The following is a 17,954-nucleotide window of genomic DNA, read 5'->3' as shown; positions in this document are numbered from 1 at the left end:
CGTCGCATGCCGGGGTTCGCGCCGTACGTGTGACGGCGGCGGCGATGGCGTGCAGAGAATCTACCTTTGACCGGTCCTGGGCGGTCAAGTGCCAATTCTTGCGTCGCGGCGGTACGAACCAACCCCGTGCAACCCTGAGCGTGACAGCGTGCCCGTGCAGCACTAGAGTGTTCATTCAGCGGACAAGCGTTCGCTCAACGAACGGGAGTGCAGATGTCGGCGTACGTCTACGACGCAGTCAGGACGCCGTTCGGGCGATTCGGCGGTGCCCTCGCAGGCGTACGCCCCGACGACCTGGGAGCCGCGGTCATCGCTGCGCTCGTCGATCGTGGTGCCTCTCCCGAAGCGATCGACGAGGTTGTCTTCGGCAACGCCAACGGCGCAGGTGAAGACAACCGCAACGTCGGGCGGATGTCCGCTCTGCTCGCGGGCCTGCCGACGAGCGTCCCCGGGTCCACGGTCAACCGCCTGTGCGGTTCGAGCCTCGACGCGGCGATGCTCGCGTCGCGCAGCGTCGAGACCGGTGACGCCGACCTCGTCATCGCGGGCGGTGTCGAGTCGATGTCGCGTGCACCCTGGGTGCTCCCGAAGCCGTCGCGCGCGTACCCCGCCGGAGACCTGACCGCCGTCTCGACGACACTCGGCTGGCGTCTGGTCAACCCGCGGATGCCCGCGGAGTGGACCGCATCGCTCGGTGAGTGCAACGAGCAGCTGCAGCAGAAGTTCGACATCTCGCGAGAGCGCCAGGACGAGTTCGCGCTCCGCTCGCACGAGCGCGCCGACCGGGCCTGGGCCGAGGGCCTCTACGGCGACCTCGCGATCGAGGCTCCCGGTGCCGGTCTCGTACGCGACGAGGGTATCCGCCCCGACACCACCCTCGACAAGCTCGCCGGCCTTGCACCGTCGTTCCGCGCCGACGGAACGATCACCGCCGGCAACGCGTCGCCGCTGAGCGACGGCGCATCGGGCGTACTCGTCGGGTCCGAGCGCGCGGCCGATGCCGTACGCCGCGACCCCCTGGCGAGAGTCGCAGGGCGCGGGGCGATGGCGCTCGATCCACAGCTGTTCGGGTACGCGCCCGTCGAGGCGGCCAACAGGGCACTCGAGCGAGCGGGCATCGGCTGGTCCGACGTCGGCGCCGTCGAGCTCAACGAGGCGTTCGCCGTGCAGTCGCTCGCGTGCATCGACGCCTGGGGTGTCGACCCCGACATCGTCAACCAGTGGGGCGGGGCCATCGCCATCGGGCACCCGCTCGGCGCATCGGGTGCGCGAGTGCTCGGCACCCTCGCGTACGTGCTCAGGCACACGGGTCGGCGGTGGGGAGTCGCCGCGATCTGCATCGGCGTCGGCCAAGGCCTGGCCGTCGTGCTCGAGAACGAGGCAGCGACGTGATCGACCTGGTCGACGACCCGGACCAGGCGGTGTCCGGCATCGCCGACGGGGCCACCGTGCTGGTCGGCGGCTTCGGCGCCGCCGGCATGCCGTACGCACTCCTGGACGCGCTGCTGCGCCAAGGGGCGTCGGACCTCACCGTCGTCAACAACAATGCCGGCAACGGCACCACCGGCATTGCCGCGCTGTTGGCGGCCGGGCGCGTACGCAAGGTGATCTGCTCGTTTCCACGGCAGCACGACTCGTACGTCTTCGACGAGCTGTACCGTGCGGGCAAGGTCGAGCTCGAGGTCGTGCCGCAGGGCAACCTCGCCGAGCGCATCCGTGCGGCCGGCGCCGGCATCGGCGGCTTCTTCACGCCGACGGGCTACGGCACCCCGCTTGCCGAGGGCAAGGAGAGCCGCGAGATCGACGGCCGCCACTACGTGCTGGAGTACCCGATCAAGAGCGACGTCGCGCTGGTCGCCGCACACCGAGCCGACCGAAGCGGAAACCTGGTGTACCGCAAGACCGCGCGCAACTTCGGGCCGATCATGGCCGCGGCCGCCGACCTCACCGTCGTGCAGGTCGCCCGGGTGGTCGACACCGGCGACCTCGATCCCGAAGCCGTCGTCACGCCCGGCATCTACGTCGACCGGGTGGTCGTCGCCGAGCCCGCTCTCGAGGAGCTGCCCGCGTGAACGTTCGTACGCCGACGATCGAGCGCGCAGACCGCGCGCCCTTGTCGCGCGACGAGCTGGCGGCACTGGTCGCCGGCGACATCCCGCGCGGCTCGTACGTGAACCTCGGCATCGGGCAACCTACGAAGGTCTCCGACCATCTCGATCCCGACGCCGGTGTCACCCTGCACACCGAGAATGGCATGCTCGGCATGGGCCCGTACGCGAGCGGCGACGAGATCGACCGCGACCTCGTCAACGCGGGCAAGATCCCGGTGACGGAGCTCCCCGGCGCCTCGTACTTCCACCACGCCGACTCTTTCGCGATGATGCGCGGCGGGCACCTCGACTTCTGTGTGCTCGGGGCTTACCAGGTCTCGGTGGGCGGCGATCTCGCCAACTGGCACACGGGTGCACCCGACGCGGTTCCCGCGGTCGGCGGCGCGATGGACCTCGCGACCGGTGCGCGCTCGGTGCTCGTGATGATGTCGCTGTTCGCCAAGGACGGCACGGCGAAGCTCGTCCCCGAGTGCACGTACCCGCTCACCGGTCTCGGCTGCGTCAGCCGGGTCTACACGGAGTACGCGGTGTTCGAGATCGGGCAGCCCGGCGTCGCGGTGCGGGAGACGTACGGCTGCACGGTCGACGACCTCCGCGACTGGCTCCCGATCGAGCTGACCCATCCGCGTCGGCCGTGAGAACACAACGACGGGCAACCGGAAACCTCTGCCACGGCGATCGGGTATCAATGCTGCAGGAACGAACGTCGACCACCGCGGCGCATAGGTTCTGGTTCGTCAGGGCGACCGCCATCGGGTAGGCGCTGTACCGGAAGAGCCCTGACGGACCAGAACGTGTAGGTACGCAAGGCATGTCGACCAACCCTCTTCTCACCCTTCGGCGAGTACGTCCGCAGCGATCCGGAATGCGGAGTTCGCGGCGGGCACGCCGCAGTAGATCGCCGACTGCAGCAGTACCTCCTTGATCTCGTCGACGCCGAGCCCGTTGGTACGCGCCGCGCGCACGTGCATCGCGAGCTCGTCGTGGTGTCCGCCGGCAACGAGCGCCGTCAGTGTGATCGCCGACCTCATTCGCCGGTCCAACCCGGGTCGCGTCCAGATCGATCCCCACGCGTACTCGGTGATCAGCTCCTGGAAGTCGCGGCTGAACTCGGTCGTGCCCGCTACGGCGCGATCGACGTGCGCGTCGCCGAGCACCGCCCGGCGTACCTCCATGCCGGCGGCGCGAACCTTCGTCCGGGACGGAGACCGATCGGCCCCGGACAACTCGCGGATCAGCTGGGCGACCTCGTCGGGCGCCTCGGCCGGAGCGACATGCGCGACCCGGTCGAGAACGACCAGCCGCCCATCGGGTACGCCGTCTGCGATCTCGCGCAGCATCGGGGGCGGGGTCGCCACGTCATCGGCACCCGCGATCGCGAGCACGGGCGATCCGACAGCGGGCAGTCGCTCGCGTACGTCGAACGCCGCCAGCACGTCGCACACGCCCGCATAACCGGCGGCGTCCGTCGACTGCAGCGCGTGCAGCAGAGCCCCACCTACCGCGGGCCGTCGCTCCAGGAAGCCCGGAGCGAACCAGCGCTTCGCCGAGAGCTCGACGACCGCCGGTGTGCCCGCCGTCCGAACCAGCTCGGCGCGCTCGCGCCAGCCGTCGGGCTCGCCCAGGCGTGCACCCGTGCACAGCAACGCCGCCGCGCGTACGCGCGTGGGATGTTCGAGCAGGAGCTGAAGGCCGACCGCGCCACCCGTCGAGTCGCCCGCGTACACGAACGCCGCGCCCGGGTCCCCGCGCTCGTCGAGTACCCGGTCGATCCGCTCCAGGACGCCGGCCGTCAGCGAGGCGATGTCGAACGTCTCGCTCGGAGCAGGGCTCCGCCCGTGGCCGGGCAGGTCCCACGCGACGACGTGGAACGCATCCGCGAGGCGCTCGGCACACGCCGACCACAGCGCAGTCGCCGAGGTCCCGAGCGCGGGTCCGCACACGAGCAGCGGCAGGTCCGGGCTCCCGCCGAGCTGGACCGCGGCGATATCCGGGGAGCTCATCGGGTCTGCATCCGGCGAGCTCGGTCGAGTGCCGCGCCGATGACGAGGTCGGTGGCACCGAGGTACGAGTCGACGGGGCCGGTCTTGCTCGAGAACGCGTCGCGTTCGGAGAGCAGCGCATCGGCCGCGCCCTCGGCGTTGGTACGCATACGGGCGGCGTCGACGTGTAGTCCGGTGAGCAGTTCGGTGGTCTGGCTCGACGCCGTGACCGCGTGCCGGGCGAGGCTTCGAAGAGTTGCCCACTCCAGGTGCCAGCCGCCGGTCGGTCGCTCGTCGTGCGTGTCGGCAGCGGCGAGGTGCAGGCGCGCGGCATCCGTCGGCGCCGCCAGCGCGGCACGCCGGATCAGCGTCGACAGCACGGGGTTCTGTTTGTGCGGCATCGTCGACGATGCGCCGCGCCCAGCGGGCTCCGTCACCTCGCCGACCTCCGGTCGAGACAGCGACAGGACGTCGTTCGCGATGTGCCCCCACGCATCGGTGCAGCCCACCAGCGCGTCACCGACCCTGGTGATGGGGGCCCGATTGGTGTGCCACGGCGGACGAGCGGCCAGGCCGAGCCGCGATGCACACTGCATGGCGAGACCTTGCGCGGAGCGCGCGGCGTCACCCAGGCCTGCATCGGATGCGAGCGCCGTTGACGCAGCGAGGGTTCCGGCGGCCCCACCGAGCTGTGCGGGCAGGCGTTCGGTGGCGGCGATGTCGTCGACCGCATCGAGAACTCCCTGCAACCAGCCCGCGGACTTCAGCCCGAACGTCACGGGCACGGCGTGCCGGCCGAGCGTACGGCCGGCCATCACGTCGTTGCGGTGACGCTCCGTCAGGTCGACAAGTGCACCGACCTGATGCTCGAGCTCGCGGCGTACGACAGTGCCGACATCCCTTAGACACAGCACGATTGCGGTGTCGAGCGTGTCTTGGCTCGTCAGCCCGCGATGCAGCCAGGACGCTGCTTGCTCGTCGCGTACGCCGAGACGCTCGCGGATCAGCGCCAGCAGCGGGAGCACCGGGTTGGCGGCGGACTCCGCGTCGGCCGCGATGGCGGGCACATCCGCCTCGCCGACCAGGCCGCCGAGGTCGGCGGTGGTCTCGGCGATGCCCGCGTCGGCAAGGGTGGCGAGCCACGCGGCCTCGACGCGAACCATCGCCTGCAGCAGCGCCGTCTCGCTCATCGCGTCGCCGGCCCGCTCGTCGCCCGGCCAGAACAGGTCGCTCACGAGCGGTCTCCGGCGAGGTCGAGGAACACGGTCTCGTTCGTACCCTGCAGCACGATGTCGAAACGAAACCCGCCCGCGTCACGGGTCGCGATCAGCGACGCCTGCCGCGCCTCGGGCAGCCCGGCGAGCAGGGGGTCCGACGCGAGCGAACGCTGATCGGGGAGGTACGCGCGGGTGAAGAGCCGGTCGAGCAGCCCACGGGCGAACACGGTGATCGCGAAGAACGCCGCGCGACCGGGCTCCGCGCTGCCCGGCTCGACGGTCGTGAACTCGTACTCGCCGTCTGCGGCCGTCGCCGCCCGGCCCCAGCCCGTGAACGTACGCCCGTCGCGTCGCAGCGACCCCGCCTCGCGTATCACCCGGCCGTCGTTGTCGGGTTGCCAGACTTCCACCAACGCATCGGGTACGGGCTCGCCTGCGCCGTCGATCACCCGGCCGTGCAGGCGGATCGCGTCCGGACGGTCGCGCGGCACGAGCAGGTTGCCGCCGCCGTACGGCAGGGCGTATCCGAAGAACGGCCCGACCGTCTGACCGGGGGTCGGCGCGCTCACCGCTCGTCCTGCTCGGTCCACGTACGCGTCCCGCCCGACAGCACGATGTCCCAGCGATAGCCCGTCGCCCACTCGTGCTGGGTGACCCCGTGGTCGTACGTCGCGACGAGTCGGTCGCGAGCGCTCGGGTCGACGATCGACTGGTAGATCGGGTCGAGGGCGAACAGCGGGTCGCCCGGGAAGTACATCTGGGTCACCAAGCGCTGGGTGAAATCGGTGCCGAACAGCGAGAAGTGAATGTGCGCGGGACGCCAGGCATTGTGGTGGTTCTTCCACGGGTACGGCCCGGGCTTGATCGTCGTGAAGCGGTACGAGCCGTCGCGCGCGGTCAGGCAGCGGCCGGCGCCGGTGAAATGCGGGTCGACCGGAGCGGGATGCTGGTCGCGCTTGTGTATGTAGCGGCCCGCGGCGTTGGCCTGCCAGACCTCGACCAGCTGCCCCGCGACCGGTCGGCCGTCGCCGTCGGTCACGCGTCCGGTGACGACGATGCGCTCGCCGATCGGCTCACCGTCGTGCTGCACGGTGAGGTCCGACTCCAGCGGGTCGATCTCGTGTTCGCCGAACACCGGACCGTACCGCTCCACGGCTTCGGGGTCGGCGTGGCGCAGGTCCTTGGTCGGATGGCGCAGGATGCTGCTGCGGTACGGCGGATAGTCGAGCCGCGGAGCGGACTCGACGGCCGTCTGCGTTTCGTACGCCCGGACGATGCCGCCGATCTCGTCGCTGATCTCGATCTGCGTCGCGGTAGCGGCGTCCGAGGATGCGACGGGTGCCGAGGTCTCGTTCACCCCAGGCACGGTAGGCCGTTCGACGACCGAGTGCGATAGTGGACTTTCACTGAACGGAAGGCGCGGAATGGCCGGCAACAGCGCACGCACCGGCGTGAGCGTCGCGTCGCGGGTGCTGGCCGTGCTCGGGGCTTACGACTCCGAGCACCGACGACTGGCGCTCAGCGAGATCGCGCGCCGGGCCGACCTCCCGCTGCCGACCGCCCACCGCCTGGTGGGTGAGCTCGCGCAGTGGGGCGCGCTGGTACGTCAGCCGGACGGCGCGTACGTCGTCGGGCGACGGCTCTGGGACATCGGCCTGCTCGCGCCCGTACAGTCCGGGCTCCGCGAGGTGGCGTCGCCGTTCCTGCACGACCTTTACGGTGCGACGCTTGCGACGGTGCATCTCGCCGTGCGTGACGGCACCGAGGCCCTGTACGTCGACCGCCACGCGGGCCACTCGTCGGTCCCCGTAGTGAGCCAGGTGGGTTCGCGACTGCCGTTGTACGCAACGGGAGTTGGCAAGGTGCTGCTCGCGTACGCGCCGCCGGGCCTCGTCGACGAGGTGCTCGCCGATCTGAGGCATGTCACGCCGTACACGGTCACCCAACCCGGCCGGCTGCGTGACCAGTTGCGCCGCGTACGTCGAGACGGCTTCGCGCAGACCAGCGAGGAGATGAGCCTCGGGGCGTGCTCGGTCGCGGTACCCATTCGCGACGGACGCGACGTCGTCGTGGCCGCGCTCGGCATCGTCGTGGCGAACCTCAGCCGTGACCGCCCGCGGTTGGTCGCGGCGCTGCAGGTCGCTGCACACGGCATCGGCCGCAGCATCTGACGGGCCGACGTTTACCATGTAAGCATGGTAAACGTCCGCTCTGCACTGTGACGCCGCCGTGCCGAGCGGACGCTCGCGATGCAAGGCACCCGCTGACGAGCGGCTATACGTACGCGAGCTTGTCGGGGTTGGCGACCATGTAGACGCCGGCGACCGCGCCATCGACCAGGTCGAGCGCCATGATCCGCGTACCGTTGCGGGCCGTGATCTCGAGTGCGGGCAGGCCGTTGAGCTCGACGAGCTCGAACTCGGCCGGACGCCGGCCGTACACCCCCGCGAGGAAGCGGGCGACCTTGGCGGGTCCGACGATCGGTTTGAGCGCGGCCGCGGCCTTGCCGCCGCCGTCCGACCAGAGCACGACCTGGTCGTGCAGCTCGCGTTCGAGCTCGTCGACATCGCCCGCGCGCGACGCGTCCATCACCGCCCGCAGCAGGCGCTCGTGCTCGGCGGGATCGGCCTGGAACCGCGGCTTGTCGCCGATCCGCTGCCGCGCCCGTTTGAAGAGCTGGCGTACGCCCGGCTCGGTCCGGTCGAGGATCGTGCCGATCTCGCGGAAGGAGTACGCGAACCCCTCGCGCAGCACGTACACGGCGCGCTCGGGCGGCGTGAGGCGCTCCATCAGGTGCAGCGTCGCGAGCGACAGCGAGTCGGCATCGCCCGCGAGGTCGTCGGGAAGCCGGTCCGTCGCGACCGGCTCGGGGAGCCACGGGCCGACGTACGCCTCCAGGCTGCGCTGGCGGGCGCGGAGCCGGTCGATCGCGAGCCGGGTCACCATGGTCGTCAGGTACGCGGTGGGTGACTCGATGTCGGTGCGATCGGCGGCCGCCCAGCGCAGCCAGGCGTCCTGGACGATGTCTTCGGCGTCGTGCCACGAGCCGAGCATGCGGTAGCCGAGCGTCAGCAGGCGCGGACGCTCGGCCGCCCAGGTCACCGTGGTCAACGCAGCGGTGGCGGCGTCTGGGTCGAGATCATCAGCCGGTTCCACACGTTGATTGTCGCAATCGCCGTCAACAGGTCGGCGATCTCCTTCTCGTCCCATACGGCGGCGGCCTGGTCCCACACGTCGTCCGGCACGCCGTGGTCGCCGAGCTTGGTGACCGCCTCGGTGAGCGCGAGCGCTGCCCGCTCCTTCTCTGTGTAGAACGGTGCGTCGTGCCAGGCGCCGAGGCCGAACAGCCGCTGCGGCGTCTCGCCCGCCTCCATCGCCTCGTGGGTGTGCATGTCGACGCACAACGAGCAGCCGTTGAGGATCGAGGCCCTGATCTTGACCAGCTCGTAGACGATCGGGTCGACCGAGCGCCGGTTGTACTTCTCCAGCCCGAGCACGGTCGCGTACGCTTCGGGCGCCGTCTCGGCGAACTTGAGGCGTTGGTTCACGATTTCTCCTCCGTTGATGGTGTCTCGACGGCTATGACGAACGCGAGACACGATTCCGTGACAGCCGTGGCCGACGTTTCACCCAGCGGAAGTCGGACGTGGCGGGTCTGACCTGCCAGGCGATTCACTGGCGGCATGCGTACGCAGGTCGCCATCGTCGGCGCGGGTCCGGCCGGGCTGTTGCTGTCCCAGCTCCTCGGCGTCGAGGGAGTCGACTCGGTTGTCGTCGAGCGGCGCTCCCGCGCGTACGTGGAGGCGCGTATCCGGGCCGGCATCCTGGAGAGCTCGACGGTCGACCTGCTCGACGCTGTGGGGCTCGGAAACCGGGTGCACGCCGCGGGCGACGAGCATCGCGGCATCTACCTGCAGTGGCCGCACGAACGACACCATCTCGACTTCGTCGATCTCGTGGGGCGCAGCGTGTGGGTATACGGGCAGACCGACCTGACCCGCGACCTCGGCGCCGCGCGGGACGCGCACGGTCAGCAGTTCGCGTACGAGATCAGCGACACTGCCGTGCACGACATCGAGACCGAGCATCCGTACGTGACGTACCGCGACTCCGCGGGTGTCGACCAGCGGCTCGACGCCGACGTCGTGGTGGGCTGCGACGGTTCGTTCGGCCCGTGCCGCTCGGCGGTGCCCGAACGCGTTCGCCGTACGTGGGAGCGCGTGTACCCGTACGCCTGGCTGGGAGTGCTCGCGGATGTCGCGCCCTCGACCGACGAGCTGATCTATGCCTGGCATCCCGATGGCTTCGCGTTGCACTCGATGCGCTCGGCCACGGTGAGCCGTCTCTACCTGCAGGTCGACGCCGGCGCAAGCATCGACGACTGGTCGGACGCGCGGATCTGGGACGCGCTCGCTGCCCGGCTGGGGCACGGGCAGGACGGCTGGGAGCTCCAGCGCGGACCGATCGCCGAGAAGTCCGTGCTCCCGATGCGTAGCCACGTGTCGGAGCCGATGCGGCACGGCCGGCTGTTCCTGGCCGGCGATGCCGCGCACATCGTGCCACCCACCGGCGCGAAGGGTCTCAACCTCGCGGTCGCGGACGTCGCGCTGCTGGCGCCGGCGCTCGTCGCGATGCTTCGCAAGAACGATCCCCGGCTCGCCGACGCGTACTCCGAGACCGCGCTCCGACGTGTCTGGAGGTGTACGCACTTCTCGTGGTGGATGACGACGATGCTGCATCAGAGCGGCGACCCGTTCGATGCGGCGCTCCAGCAGTCGCAGCTGCGCTGGGTGACGACGAGCGGCGCCGGCGCCGCCGGACTCGCGGAGAACTACGCCGGCCTACCGATCGGCTTCTAGTCCGTCGTACCGAGCGCGCCGATCGCAGCGACGACGATGCCGGCCTCGTCGCAGACCCACGACGGGTCGGCGTCGAGCGGGGGATCGACCTGCAGACAGTGCACTGCGTCGGTCTCGCACGCGGTGCACTGCGGCCAGCGCACGCCGCGGTCGTGCAGCGCGTCTTGGAGGTCCTGAGCCACCAGCCCGGGCAGGAACGCTGCACCGTCGGGCCATTCGTCGACCCACCAGCGTCGATCGGCCACGACCTGGTCGAGCAGCGAGACCGTACGCGCGTCGTCGTGCCCGCTCGCGCACAGGTCGCGGAGCGCGCACGCGCGCGCGATGTCGAACGCGTCGGCCGGCATTGGACCAGTCTGGCATCGTAGGCGCAGGTACGAGTGGGCGGAGGCAGCCGATGACGATCCTGATCGATCCGCCGTCGTGGCCCGGGCACGGGCGGTTGTGGTCGCATCTGGTCAGCACGGCGTCGTACGCCGAGCTGCATGCATTTGCGCAGGAGCAGGGCCTTCCGGAGCGGCTGTTCGAGCGCGACCACTACGACGTGCCGGACCGGCTGTTCGATGCCGTCGTCGCGGCGGGGGCGACACCGGTTTCGAGCAAGGTGCTCGTCCACGCGCTCGTCGAGTCGGGCCTACGCCGCCGCAAACACCGCTGAGGAGAGGATCCCGGCCCCGCGAGGAGAGGATCCCGGCCCCGCGAGGAGAGGATCCCGGCCCCGCGAGGAGAGGATCCCGGCCGCGGCGCGTACGCGATTCTCTCGCGAGAGGGCCGGAATCCTCTCCTCACCGTGAGCGGAGGGTGGCGATCTCTCGGTCGAGGTTGGCGCGGGCGGGCGACTCCCAGCGCGCGCGGCCGGTCGCGGTCGTGAACAGTGCGGCGCGCTCGAGGAACCCCACGAGGATTGCCGCTCGGCCGGCATGGAAGTCGGCGTCGGGTACGTGGGCGTACTCGCGACGCACGTTGTCGGCGTATCGGTCATAGCGCTCGCGGTCGGATGCGAGCACGGAGAGGTCGGCATCGCACAGGGCGGCGGCGTTCGAGTCGCCGGCATCGGCCGCATGGGTTCGGGTGATGCGTACGAGCCGGGCGACCTCGCTGGGATTCTCGTCCGAGGGCAGCAGCTCGAGCGCGAGTTCGGCCGAGCGCTCCTCGTTGTCATCGGCGCGCGGGTCGTACACCGCGTCATGGAACCATGCCGCCGTACGTACGACCTCGGCGTCGAACGGCTCGCCGCCGGCCGCCAGCTCGTCGAGTGCCGCGAGCACGTCGGCGAGATGCGTACGGTCGTGGTGATGGCGGTGCGGCTCCGACCACCGGCGCTCGAGTCCTGCCTGCCAGCCGCTCATCGGAGCAGCTCCGGAAGCGGCCGCGCGTGCGTGACGGTCAGCGACGTCACCGCACGGGTCAGGCAGACGTACAGCCGGCGGAGCCCCGTCACGTGGTCGTCCTCGTCGTCGACGACGGCCTGCGGCTCGACGAGTACGACATGGTCGAACTCCAGGCCCTTGACGAGGCTCGCCGGCACCAGGTCGACGTGTGCGGACATGTCGTCGTCGGCGCCGATGCGGCTGTACGTGAGGGAGTGAGCGTCGAGCGCTTTAGCCATCGCGTCGTGCTGGGCATCGGCGACGATAACCCCGACCGACCCCAACTCGTCGATGAGCCGCGCCACGGCGTCGCACGCAAGCACGTACGCGTCGTCGCCCGCGAGAGCCACGAGGGATCCGGATGCCTCGCGTACCGACGTGGGCGGCGCGAGATCGGGAGCGATCTGCGGAAGCAGCCGGGCGGCGAAACCGATCACGTCCGAGGGTACGCGGAAGCCTTGGGAGAGCTCGTCGACGACCGTGTCGCGCTTGCCGAGATGGGCGAGCGACGTCGCCCAGTCGCGGGATCCCCACGGGGTCGTCGCCTGCGCGAGGTCGCCGAGCACCGTCACCGAGCCGGTGCTCGCCCGCCGCCCGACGGCGCGCAGCATCATCGGCGACAGGTCTTGCGCCTCGTCGAGCACGACGTGCCCGCGGCTCGGCGTACGGTCGATGACGTCGGCGGCCTCGTCGATCAGCACCGCATCGTGCACCGTCCAGCGCGCCACACCCGCCGACCTCGGCGGCTTCGACCAGATGACGGTCGCTCGTTCGTCGGCGGTGAGTACGTCGGCGGCGCAGCGCTCGAGGAACTGGGGTTCGCTGAGCAACCGATGAACGACCTTCTCCGGCTGCAGTCTCGGCCACGTGGCGTCGACGTACTTACGTACCGGCGCCGAGCGCGCGACGGCGTCTTGGACGCGGTCGTCGGGGGAGTCGCCTGCGGCCTCCATCTTGAGGAGTACGGCATGCGCGATGCGTTGCGCGAGCATCGAACGACCGGCGGCGTACCGGACACCTCGGGCACGCAGCTCGTCGAGCATCTCGCCGACCTCGTACGCCGGCACGCGCCAGCGTCGTGAACCGCGCGGCACGACGAGTGCGTCCTGAGGAGGTCGCAGATGCGACCAGCACGCCTCGGCGATCACCTCGGCCATGCGGGCATCGGTCTTCACGGCGGCGGCCGCCGGCGCGTCGACGCCGCGGATGCGAACGCGACCGACCAGGTCCGGAACCGTCGTCTGGGTCGCCTCGATCTCGCCCAGCGCAGGCAGCACGTCACCGATGTAGCGCAGGAACGATGCGTTGGGTCCGACGACGAGCACACCCTGGCGGGAGAGCTGGTCGCGGAACGCGTAGAGGAGGTACGCCGCGCGGTGCAACCCGACGGCGGTCTTGCCGGTGCCGGGAGCCCCTTGGACGCATACCGAGGTGGAAATGTCGGACCGCACGATGTCGTCCTGCTCGGGCTGGATCGTGGCGACGATGTCGCGCATCGGGCCGGCGCGCGGGCGTTCGATCTCGTCGCGCAGGATCTGCCCGGTCACGCCGTCGTCGCCGCGGTCGAGGTGCTCGTCCTCGTACGCCGTCAGCTCGCCGTGGTCGAATCCGAACCGGCGCCGCAACCCGACGCCCATCGGCTCCTGCTTGCTGGCCCGGTAGAACGGCCGAGACATCGACGCGCGCCAGTCGATCACCATCGGGTCGCCGATGTCGTCGGTCACGTGCCGACGGCCGATGTACAGCCGCTCGTTGGCAGCGGTGTAGTCGAGCCGCCCGAAGAACAGCGGCACGGTCGGGTCATCCTCGAGGGCGCGCATCCGCTGCCACAGTGCGGCCTTGAGGTATTCGGTCGAGACGGCGTCGCCGCCGATGGCGCTGAGTCCCTCGACCTTCGCGCGCATCTGCGCGAGGCGCTTGCGGGAGTCTTGGAGATGGTTTCGTTCGGATGCGAGCTCGGGATCGGGTAAGTCGCCCACCGGGGCATTCTGCCGGGTCGGGCGCGCGTACGCACCCGGGTTTCCGCCGAGTCGGCGATCGTGCACCGCCGAGCCGTAGGTCTGCGATGCGGCGACAGCACCGGCCCGGGCCGCTCGTAGGCTGCTGTGCGTGGGCATCGAGAACAACGCAGCAGACCGACTCGCCGCGCGGGTCGTACTGGTCGACGCGGCCGGACGTACGTTGCTGTTCAACGGCGGCGATCCCGCGCGTCCCGAAGGCGGTACGTGGTGGTTCACCCCCGGCGGAGGCGTCGATCCGGGCGAGACGATCGAGGACGCGGGGCGGCGGGAGCTCCTGGAGGAGACCGGCGTACGCGTCGACGAGCTGGGACCGGTCGTGTACGAGCGGTACACCGAGTTCGCGTTCAACGGCGGCATGATTCGCCAACAGGAGTCGTACTACCGCGTACGGGTCGATGACGTGCCCGACGTCGATACGCGTGGCTGGACCGAGCTGGAACGACGGTCGGTGAACAGCTACCGCTGGTGGACCCTTCACGAGCTGCGTACGACCGACGAGACCGTCTATCCCGCGAACCTGGTCGACCTGCTGGAACAGTGACGTCGCGGGAGCGCGGTCCGTGGCCAGTGTCGCACCATACCCTGGAGCCATGGCAAGGCTGCGTACGCCTCGGGGGCAAGTCGGCGCCGCTACCCAGGAAACTTGCTGGGTAGCGGCGCGGATTACCATGGGCACATGGTAATCCGCAGGGCATAGTCGGCCGCAGGTCCCGTGGGTCAGCGGGAGGAGAGGTCTTCGGCGTCGACGATGTTGTACGCGTACCCCTGCTCGGCGAGGAAACGCTGTCGGTGCTGGGCGAAGTCGGCGTCGACGGTGTCTCGCGAGACGATGGCGTAGAAGTGCGCCGAACGGCCGTCCTCCTTGGGCCGCAGTAGCCTGCCGAGCCGCTGCGCCTCCTCCTGGCGCGACCCGAACGCTCCCGACACCTGGATCGCCACGCTCGCCTCGGGGAGGTCGACCGAGAAGTTCGCCACCTTGCTGACGACGAGCAGATCGAGCTCCCCCTCCCGGAACGCCGTGAACAGCCGCTCGCGCTCCTTGACGCTCGTCTCGCCCTTGATCACGGGCGCACCGAGGCGCTCGGCCAGGTCGTCGAGCTGGTCGATGTACTGCCCGATCACCAGCGTCGGATCGCCACGGTGACGTTCGACCAGCTCCTCGACGACCGCCGTCTTGCGATCCGTCGAGGACGCGAGCCGGTAGCGCACGTCCGGCTCGGCGGTGGCGTATGCGATGCGCTCGCCGTCGCTGAGCGTCACGCGCACCTCGAGGCAGTCGGCGGGCGCGATGTAGCCCTGCTGCTCGATGTCCTTCCACGGTGCGTCGTACCGCTTCGGCCCGATCAGACTGAACACGTCGTTCTCGTGACCGTCCTCGCGGACGAGCGTCGCGGTGAGTCCGAGGCGCCGCCGCGCCTGCAGGTCGGCGGTCATCCGGAAGATCGGCGCCGGGAGCAGGTGCACCTCGTCGTACACGACCAGGCCCCAGTCGCGCGCGTCGAACAGCTCGAGATGGGTGTACGTGCCCTTCCGCCGCGTCGTCATCACCTGGTACGTCGCGATCGTGACGGGCCGGATCTCCTTGCGGGTGCCGGAGTACTCGCCGATCTCGTCTGCCGTCAGCGACGTGCGGCGGACGAGCTCGTCCTTCCACTGCCGCGCGGCGACCGTGTTGGTGACCAGGATCAGCGTGGTCGCCTTGGCCTCCGCCATCGCGCCCGCGCCGACAAGCGTCTTGCCCGCGCCACAGGGGAGTACGACGACGCCGGACCCGCCGTGCCAGAACGACTCGACGGCCTCCTGCTGGTACGGCCGCAGCGACCAGCCGTCCTCGGCCAGCTCGATCGCATGGTGCTCGCCGTCGACGTACCCGGCGAGGTCCTCGGCCGGCCAGCCGACCTTCAGCAGTGCCTGCTTGAGCTGGCCTCGCTCCGACGGGTGTACGGCCACGGTCTCGTCGTCGATGCGGTCGCCGAGCATCGGCGCGATGCGCTTGTGTCGCATGACCTCTTCGAGCACGGGACGATCGGTCGTCGCGAGTACCAGGTGGTGCGTCGGATGCTTCTCGAGTCGCAGCCGGCCGTACCGCGACATCGTCTCGGCGACGTCGACGAGCAGGGCATGGGGGACGGGGTATCGCGAGTACTCCATCAGGGTGTCGACGACCTGCTCGGCGTCGTGACCGGCGGCGCGCGCGTTCCAGAGGCCGAGTGGCGTGATGCGGTAGGTGTGGATGTGTTCGGGCGCGCGCTCGAGCTCGGCGAACGGAGCAATTGCCCGGCGGCAAGCCGCGCTCTGCTCGTGGTCGACCTCGAGCAGTAGCGACTTGTCGGACTGGACGATCAAGCAGGACACACGGGTACCTCTCTGAGACGAACTGACAATTCTACGTCGCCGGCGGATTCCGCCGGGGTCGTCTCAGTCCGCATCCTCGCGGGCTAGCGCCTTCTGTCGCGCACGGTACGCCGCGACGTTGGCACGCGAGGAGCATCGCTCGGAGCAGTAGCGCCGCGACTGGTTCGGTGAGGTGTCGACGAACACCGCGTCGCAGCGGCTCGCCTGGCACTCTCCGAACCGGCCCGGACCCAGGTCGCAGGCGAGCGTCGCGAGTCCCATCAGGGCCTCGGCGACCAGCAGGTCCGCAACCGTCGATGCCTTGTTGCTGACGTGCAGGTGCCACGAGTCGGCGTCGTCGCCGGCGATGTAGGGCGTGACCGGGTGCTTGCCGAGCAAGGAGTTCAGGAGGTCGACGACCTCGGCGTCGCGGGCCCGCTGATCGAAGATCGGGCGCAGCTCCTTCTGGAAACGGCGCAGCAGCCGGGCGTCCTTATCGGTCACCTGGTCGGCGAGCCACCGGCGGTCGGCGAGGTACGCGTCGACCGCTTCGGTCGGTTCGAGGTCGGCGTTCACCAGGTCGGCGGCGCGCTCGGCGTAACGAACAAGGTCCACTTGAGCATCGTACGCGCGACGGCTAAGATGTAAGAGTCAGTAACGGTAGATGTGCCTTACATCACATGACCGTGATCACACCCCAACTTTCAGACCTGTCAGGAGTTGTCATGGTGACCGCACCGGATGCCGTAGCGCGTGAGCTCGGCGCGTACCGGCGGGCGGGTGCGGAAGCCGCATCGCTGTCCACGACGGTTCGTCTCGCGAATCGAGAGACCAGGCTGCGTCGCCGGCGAGAGCGACTGACCGGCCAGGTGCACAGCGCCGTCGTGCGCTGAGCGCGCACCACCACCGCGCCGAGGTATCGACCGCGGTCAATGGACCCCCCGCCATTGGCCGCGCTCCGTGCCTCGGCGCCATTGTGTGAGTCCGACGGGCGTGCGATCCGCCTCGCCTAAGCGCGATGCCGTGGCACGGTGCCGTCGTACGGCGGCAGCTGGATGCGTAGCTCGTCGGGCGCGAACCGCTTGTTCCGGTTCACCACCTTGCGGGTGTGTTTGGGCCGGTCGGTGATGATGCCGTTGGCATTCATCCGCATCGCCCGCTTGACCCCGCCGTTGCCGTTGACCGTCCAGACGAACACCCTGATGTTGTAGTCCTTCTGGGCACGCCGGATGTACTTGCGCTCCACCTCGCGGTGGTAGGAGTTGATGTTCTGCGCCCAGCGCAGCCGCTTGAGCGTCACGGGCGGGTCGGGATACAGCAACCCGATCTCGACCTTCGGACTGTGCTTGGCCGCATGGCGCATCGTGCGGATTTTGAAGCTCTGCAGCTGCACGCGGTCGTGCTTGTGGCCTCGTTTCATCAGGTTCAGCTGGTTGAACAGCTTGAGCGTCTTCTTCATCATGCCGGGGTAGCGGCCCGGGTTCTTCAACTCCACGAGCATCTTGACGTCGCGTTTCTTGCCGAGTCGCAGTACCTGCTTGAGCGGCGGGATCCTGGCGCCCTTGAACCGCTTCTTCTTCCATTTGCCGGCGTCGAGCTTGCGCAGCTTCTTGTACGAGAGGTCGCCGACCGACGGGCTCTTCAGCTTCGGGTACACCTTCTCCACGTTGGTCGTCCGGCGAAGGGACCAGTCGTGGAACACGACGAGGCGGCCGTCCTTCGTGCGCTGCACGTCCATCTCGATCCAGTCGGCACCGCGGTTGATCGCCTTGCGGAACGACAGCATGGTGTTCTCGGGGAACTTCGCACTCGCTCCGCGGTGCGCGATGATGCGGGGCGGCTTGTTCTTCTCGACCGCGTCGTCCGATCGGCTCGCGATCGTCGGCGACACCCCCGCCGCTGTCGTCGAGTCGGGTGCCACACCTGCCGATGACGTCGGCAGCACGACGACAAGCGTCAGCACCCCGAGGGCAGTGGGGACCGTTCGGGCGGCGTCTGGACGGCGAGAGCGGTACACGTGCCCCAACCCTAGGTGGTACGGCCAAGCAATCCGGGTGCGG

The 17,954-nt window shown here is 69.7% G+C and carries 20 protein-coding genes; 8 read left to right on the top strand and 12 right to left on the bottom strand.

All coding sequences use genetic code 11. The features are described from left to right. Positions 1 to 213: 213 nt before the first annotated feature. Genes L0C25_RS06680 through L0C25_RS06670 form a run of 3 tightly spaced genes read left to right on the top strand, consistent with a single transcriptional unit; the run spans position 214 to position 2,749 of the window. Positions 214 to 1,392: a thiolase family protein gene (locus L0C25_RS06680; RefSeq protein WP_271635666.1), complete on the top strand. Its 1,179-nt coding sequence runs from the start codon at positions 214 to 216 to the stop codon at positions 1,390 to 1,392. Further along, positions 1,389 to 2,072, top strand: a complete 684-nt coding sequence (locus L0C25_RS06675; RefSeq protein ID WP_271635665.1) for a 3-oxoacid CoA-transferase subunit A — start codon at positions 1,389 to 1,391, stop codon at positions 2,070 to 2,072. Before L0C25_RS06680 ends, L0C25_RS06675 begins: the two co-directional genes overlap by 4 nt. After that, positions 2,069 to 2,749, top strand: coding sequence for a 3-oxoacid CoA-transferase subunit B (locus tag L0C25_RS06670; RefSeq protein WP_271635664.1), 681 nt, complete (start codon positions 2,069 to 2,071; stop codon positions 2,747 to 2,749). The genes L0C25_RS06675 and L0C25_RS06670 overlap by 4 nt, the downstream gene beginning before the upstream one ends. A 192-nt stretch (positions 2,750 to 2,941) precedes the next feature. On the opposite strand, the gene pcaDC is transcribed toward L0C25_RS06670, so the two are convergent. Genes pcaDC through pcaH form a run of 4 tightly spaced genes read right to left on the bottom strand, consistent with a single transcriptional unit; the run spans position 2,942 to position 6,667 of the window. Next, complete coding sequence (pcaDC, locus tag L0C25_RS24300; protein WP_271635663.1) at positions 2,942 to 4,114, bottom strand: bifunctional 3-oxoadipate enol-lactonase/4-carboxymuconolactone decarboxylase PcaDC; 1,173 nt, start codon at positions 4,112 to 4,114, stop codon at positions 2,942 to 2,944. Next, positions 4,111 to 5,328: a lyase family protein gene (locus tag L0C25_RS06660; protein ID WP_271635662.1), complete on the bottom strand. Its 1,218-nt coding sequence runs from the start codon at positions 5,326 to 5,328 to the stop codon at positions 4,111 to 4,113. The genes pcaDC and L0C25_RS06660 overlap by 4 nt, the downstream gene beginning before the upstream one ends. Then, positions 5,325 to 5,879, bottom strand: coding sequence for a protocatechuate 3,4-dioxygenase subunit alpha (gene pcaG, locus L0C25_RS06655; RefSeq protein ID WP_271635661.1), 555 nt, complete (start codon positions 5,877 to 5,879; stop codon positions 5,325 to 5,327). Before pcaG ends, L0C25_RS06660 begins: the two co-directional genes overlap by 4 nt. Further along, positions 5,876 to 6,667 carry a protocatechuate 3,4-dioxygenase subunit beta gene (gene pcaH / locus L0C25_RS06650; protein WP_271635660.1) on the bottom strand — a complete coding sequence of 264 codons (792 nt, stop codon included), beginning with the start codon at positions 6,665 to 6,667 and terminating at the stop codon, positions 5,876 to 5,878. The genes pcaG and pcaH overlap by 4 nt, the downstream gene beginning before the upstream one ends. Positions 6,668 to 6,734: 67 nt before the next feature. On the opposite strand from pcaH, the gene L0C25_RS06645 reads away from it, so the two are divergent. Next, positions 6,735 to 7,481: an IclR family transcriptional regulator gene (locus L0C25_RS06645; RefSeq protein ID WP_271635659.1), complete on the top strand. Its 747-nt coding sequence runs from the start codon at positions 6,735 to 6,737 to the stop codon at positions 7,479 to 7,481. 103 nt (positions 7,482 to 7,584) lie between these two features. Here the strand turns inward: L0C25_RS06645 and sigJ are convergent, their stop codons facing one another. Both sigJ and L0C25_RS06635 read right to left on the bottom strand, forming a co-directional pair. Next, positions 7,585 to 8,466: an RNA polymerase sigma factor SigJ gene (gene sigJ / locus L0C25_RS06640; protein ID WP_271635658.1), complete on the bottom strand. Its 882-nt coding sequence runs from the start codon at positions 8,464 to 8,466 to the stop codon at positions 7,585 to 7,587. Beyond that, complete coding sequence (locus L0C25_RS06635) at positions 8,418 to 8,858, bottom strand: carboxymuconolactone decarboxylase family protein (RefSeq protein ID WP_271635657.1); 441 nt, start codon at positions 8,856 to 8,858, stop codon at positions 8,418 to 8,420. The genes sigJ and L0C25_RS06635 overlap by 49 nt, the downstream gene beginning before the upstream one ends. Positions 8,859 to 8,993: 135 nt before the next feature. Here L0C25_RS06635 and L0C25_RS06630 point away from each other — a divergent pair, with 135 nt between their 5' ends. Next, positions 8,994 to 10,169, top strand: a complete 1,176-nt coding sequence (locus L0C25_RS06630; protein WP_271635656.1) for a 4-hydroxybenzoate 3-monooxygenase — start codon at positions 8,994 to 8,996, stop codon at positions 10,167 to 10,169. Here L0C25_RS06630 and L0C25_RS06625 read toward each other — a convergent pair. Further along, on the bottom strand, positions 10,166 to 10,516 hold the full coding sequence (locus tag L0C25_RS06625; RefSeq protein WP_271635655.1) for a hypothetical protein: 351 nt from the start codon (positions 10,514 to 10,516) through the stop codon (positions 10,166 to 10,168). The two genes, L0C25_RS06630 and L0C25_RS06625, sit on opposite strands and share 4 nt — an antisense overlap. A 50-nt stretch (positions 10,517 to 10,566) precedes the next feature. Here L0C25_RS06625 and L0C25_RS06620 point away from each other — a divergent pair, with 50 nt between their 5' ends. After that, positions 10,567 to 10,827: a DUF4031 domain-containing protein gene (locus L0C25_RS06620; RefSeq protein ID WP_271635654.1), complete on the top strand. Its 261-nt coding sequence runs from the start codon at positions 10,567 to 10,569 to the stop codon at positions 10,825 to 10,827. Between the two features lie 127 nt (positions 10,828 to 10,954). Here the strand turns inward: L0C25_RS06620 and L0C25_RS06615 are convergent, their stop codons facing one another. After that, positions 10,955 to 11,518: an HD domain-containing protein gene (locus tag L0C25_RS06615; RefSeq protein WP_271635653.1), complete on the bottom strand. Its 564-nt coding sequence runs from the start codon at positions 11,516 to 11,518 to the stop codon at positions 10,955 to 10,957. After that, complete coding sequence (locus tag L0C25_RS06610) at positions 11,515 to 13,518, bottom strand: HelD family protein (RefSeq protein WP_271635652.1); 2,004 nt, start codon at positions 13,516 to 13,518, stop codon at positions 11,515 to 11,517. Before L0C25_RS06610 ends, L0C25_RS06615 begins: the two co-directional genes overlap by 4 nt. A 130-nt stretch (positions 13,519 to 13,648) precedes the next feature. Here L0C25_RS06610 and L0C25_RS06605 point away from each other — a divergent pair, with 130 nt between their 5' ends. After that, complete coding sequence (locus tag L0C25_RS06605; RefSeq protein WP_271635651.1) at positions 13,649 to 14,101, top strand: NUDIX hydrolase; 453 nt, start codon at positions 13,649 to 13,651, stop codon at positions 14,099 to 14,101. Positions 14,102 to 14,277: 176 nt separating this feature from the next. Here the strand turns inward: L0C25_RS06605 and L0C25_RS06600 are convergent, their stop codons facing one another. Both L0C25_RS06600 and L0C25_RS06595 read right to left on the bottom strand, forming a co-directional pair. Next, positions 14,278 to 15,915 (bottom strand): DNA repair helicase XPB, encoded by a 1,638-nt coding sequence (locus tag L0C25_RS06600; RefSeq protein WP_271635650.1) that lies wholly within the window; start codon positions 15,913 to 15,915, stop codon positions 14,278 to 14,280. A 63-nt stretch (positions 15,916 to 15,978) separates the two neighbouring features. Next, positions 15,979 to 16,509 (bottom strand): CGNR zinc finger domain-containing protein, encoded by a 531-nt coding sequence (locus L0C25_RS06595; protein ID WP_271635649.1) that lies wholly within the window; start codon positions 16,507 to 16,509, stop codon positions 15,979 to 15,981. Positions 16,510 to 16,619: 110 nt separating this feature from the next. Between L0C25_RS06595 and L0C25_RS06590 the strand changes: the two genes are divergently transcribed. Further along, positions 16,620 to 16,787, top strand: coding sequence for a hypothetical protein (locus L0C25_RS06590; protein WP_271635648.1), 168 nt, complete (start codon positions 16,620 to 16,622; stop codon positions 16,785 to 16,787). Between the two features lie 116 nt (positions 16,788 to 16,903). On the opposite strand, the gene L0C25_RS06585 is transcribed toward L0C25_RS06590, so the two are convergent. Next, positions 16,904 to 17,911, bottom strand: coding sequence for a glycerophosphodiester phosphodiesterase (locus L0C25_RS06585; protein WP_271635647.1), 1,008 nt, complete (start codon positions 17,909 to 17,911; stop codon positions 16,904 to 16,906). Between the last annotated feature and the right edge of the window lie 43 nt (positions 17,912 to 17,954).

The sequence above is a fragment of the Solicola gregarius genome (assembly GCF_025790165.1).
Lineage (GTDB): Bacteria > Actinomycetota > Actinomycetes > Propionibacteriales > Nocardioidaceae > Solicola > Solicola gregarius.
This window is presented reverse-complemented; position numbering and strand designations above follow the sequence as displayed.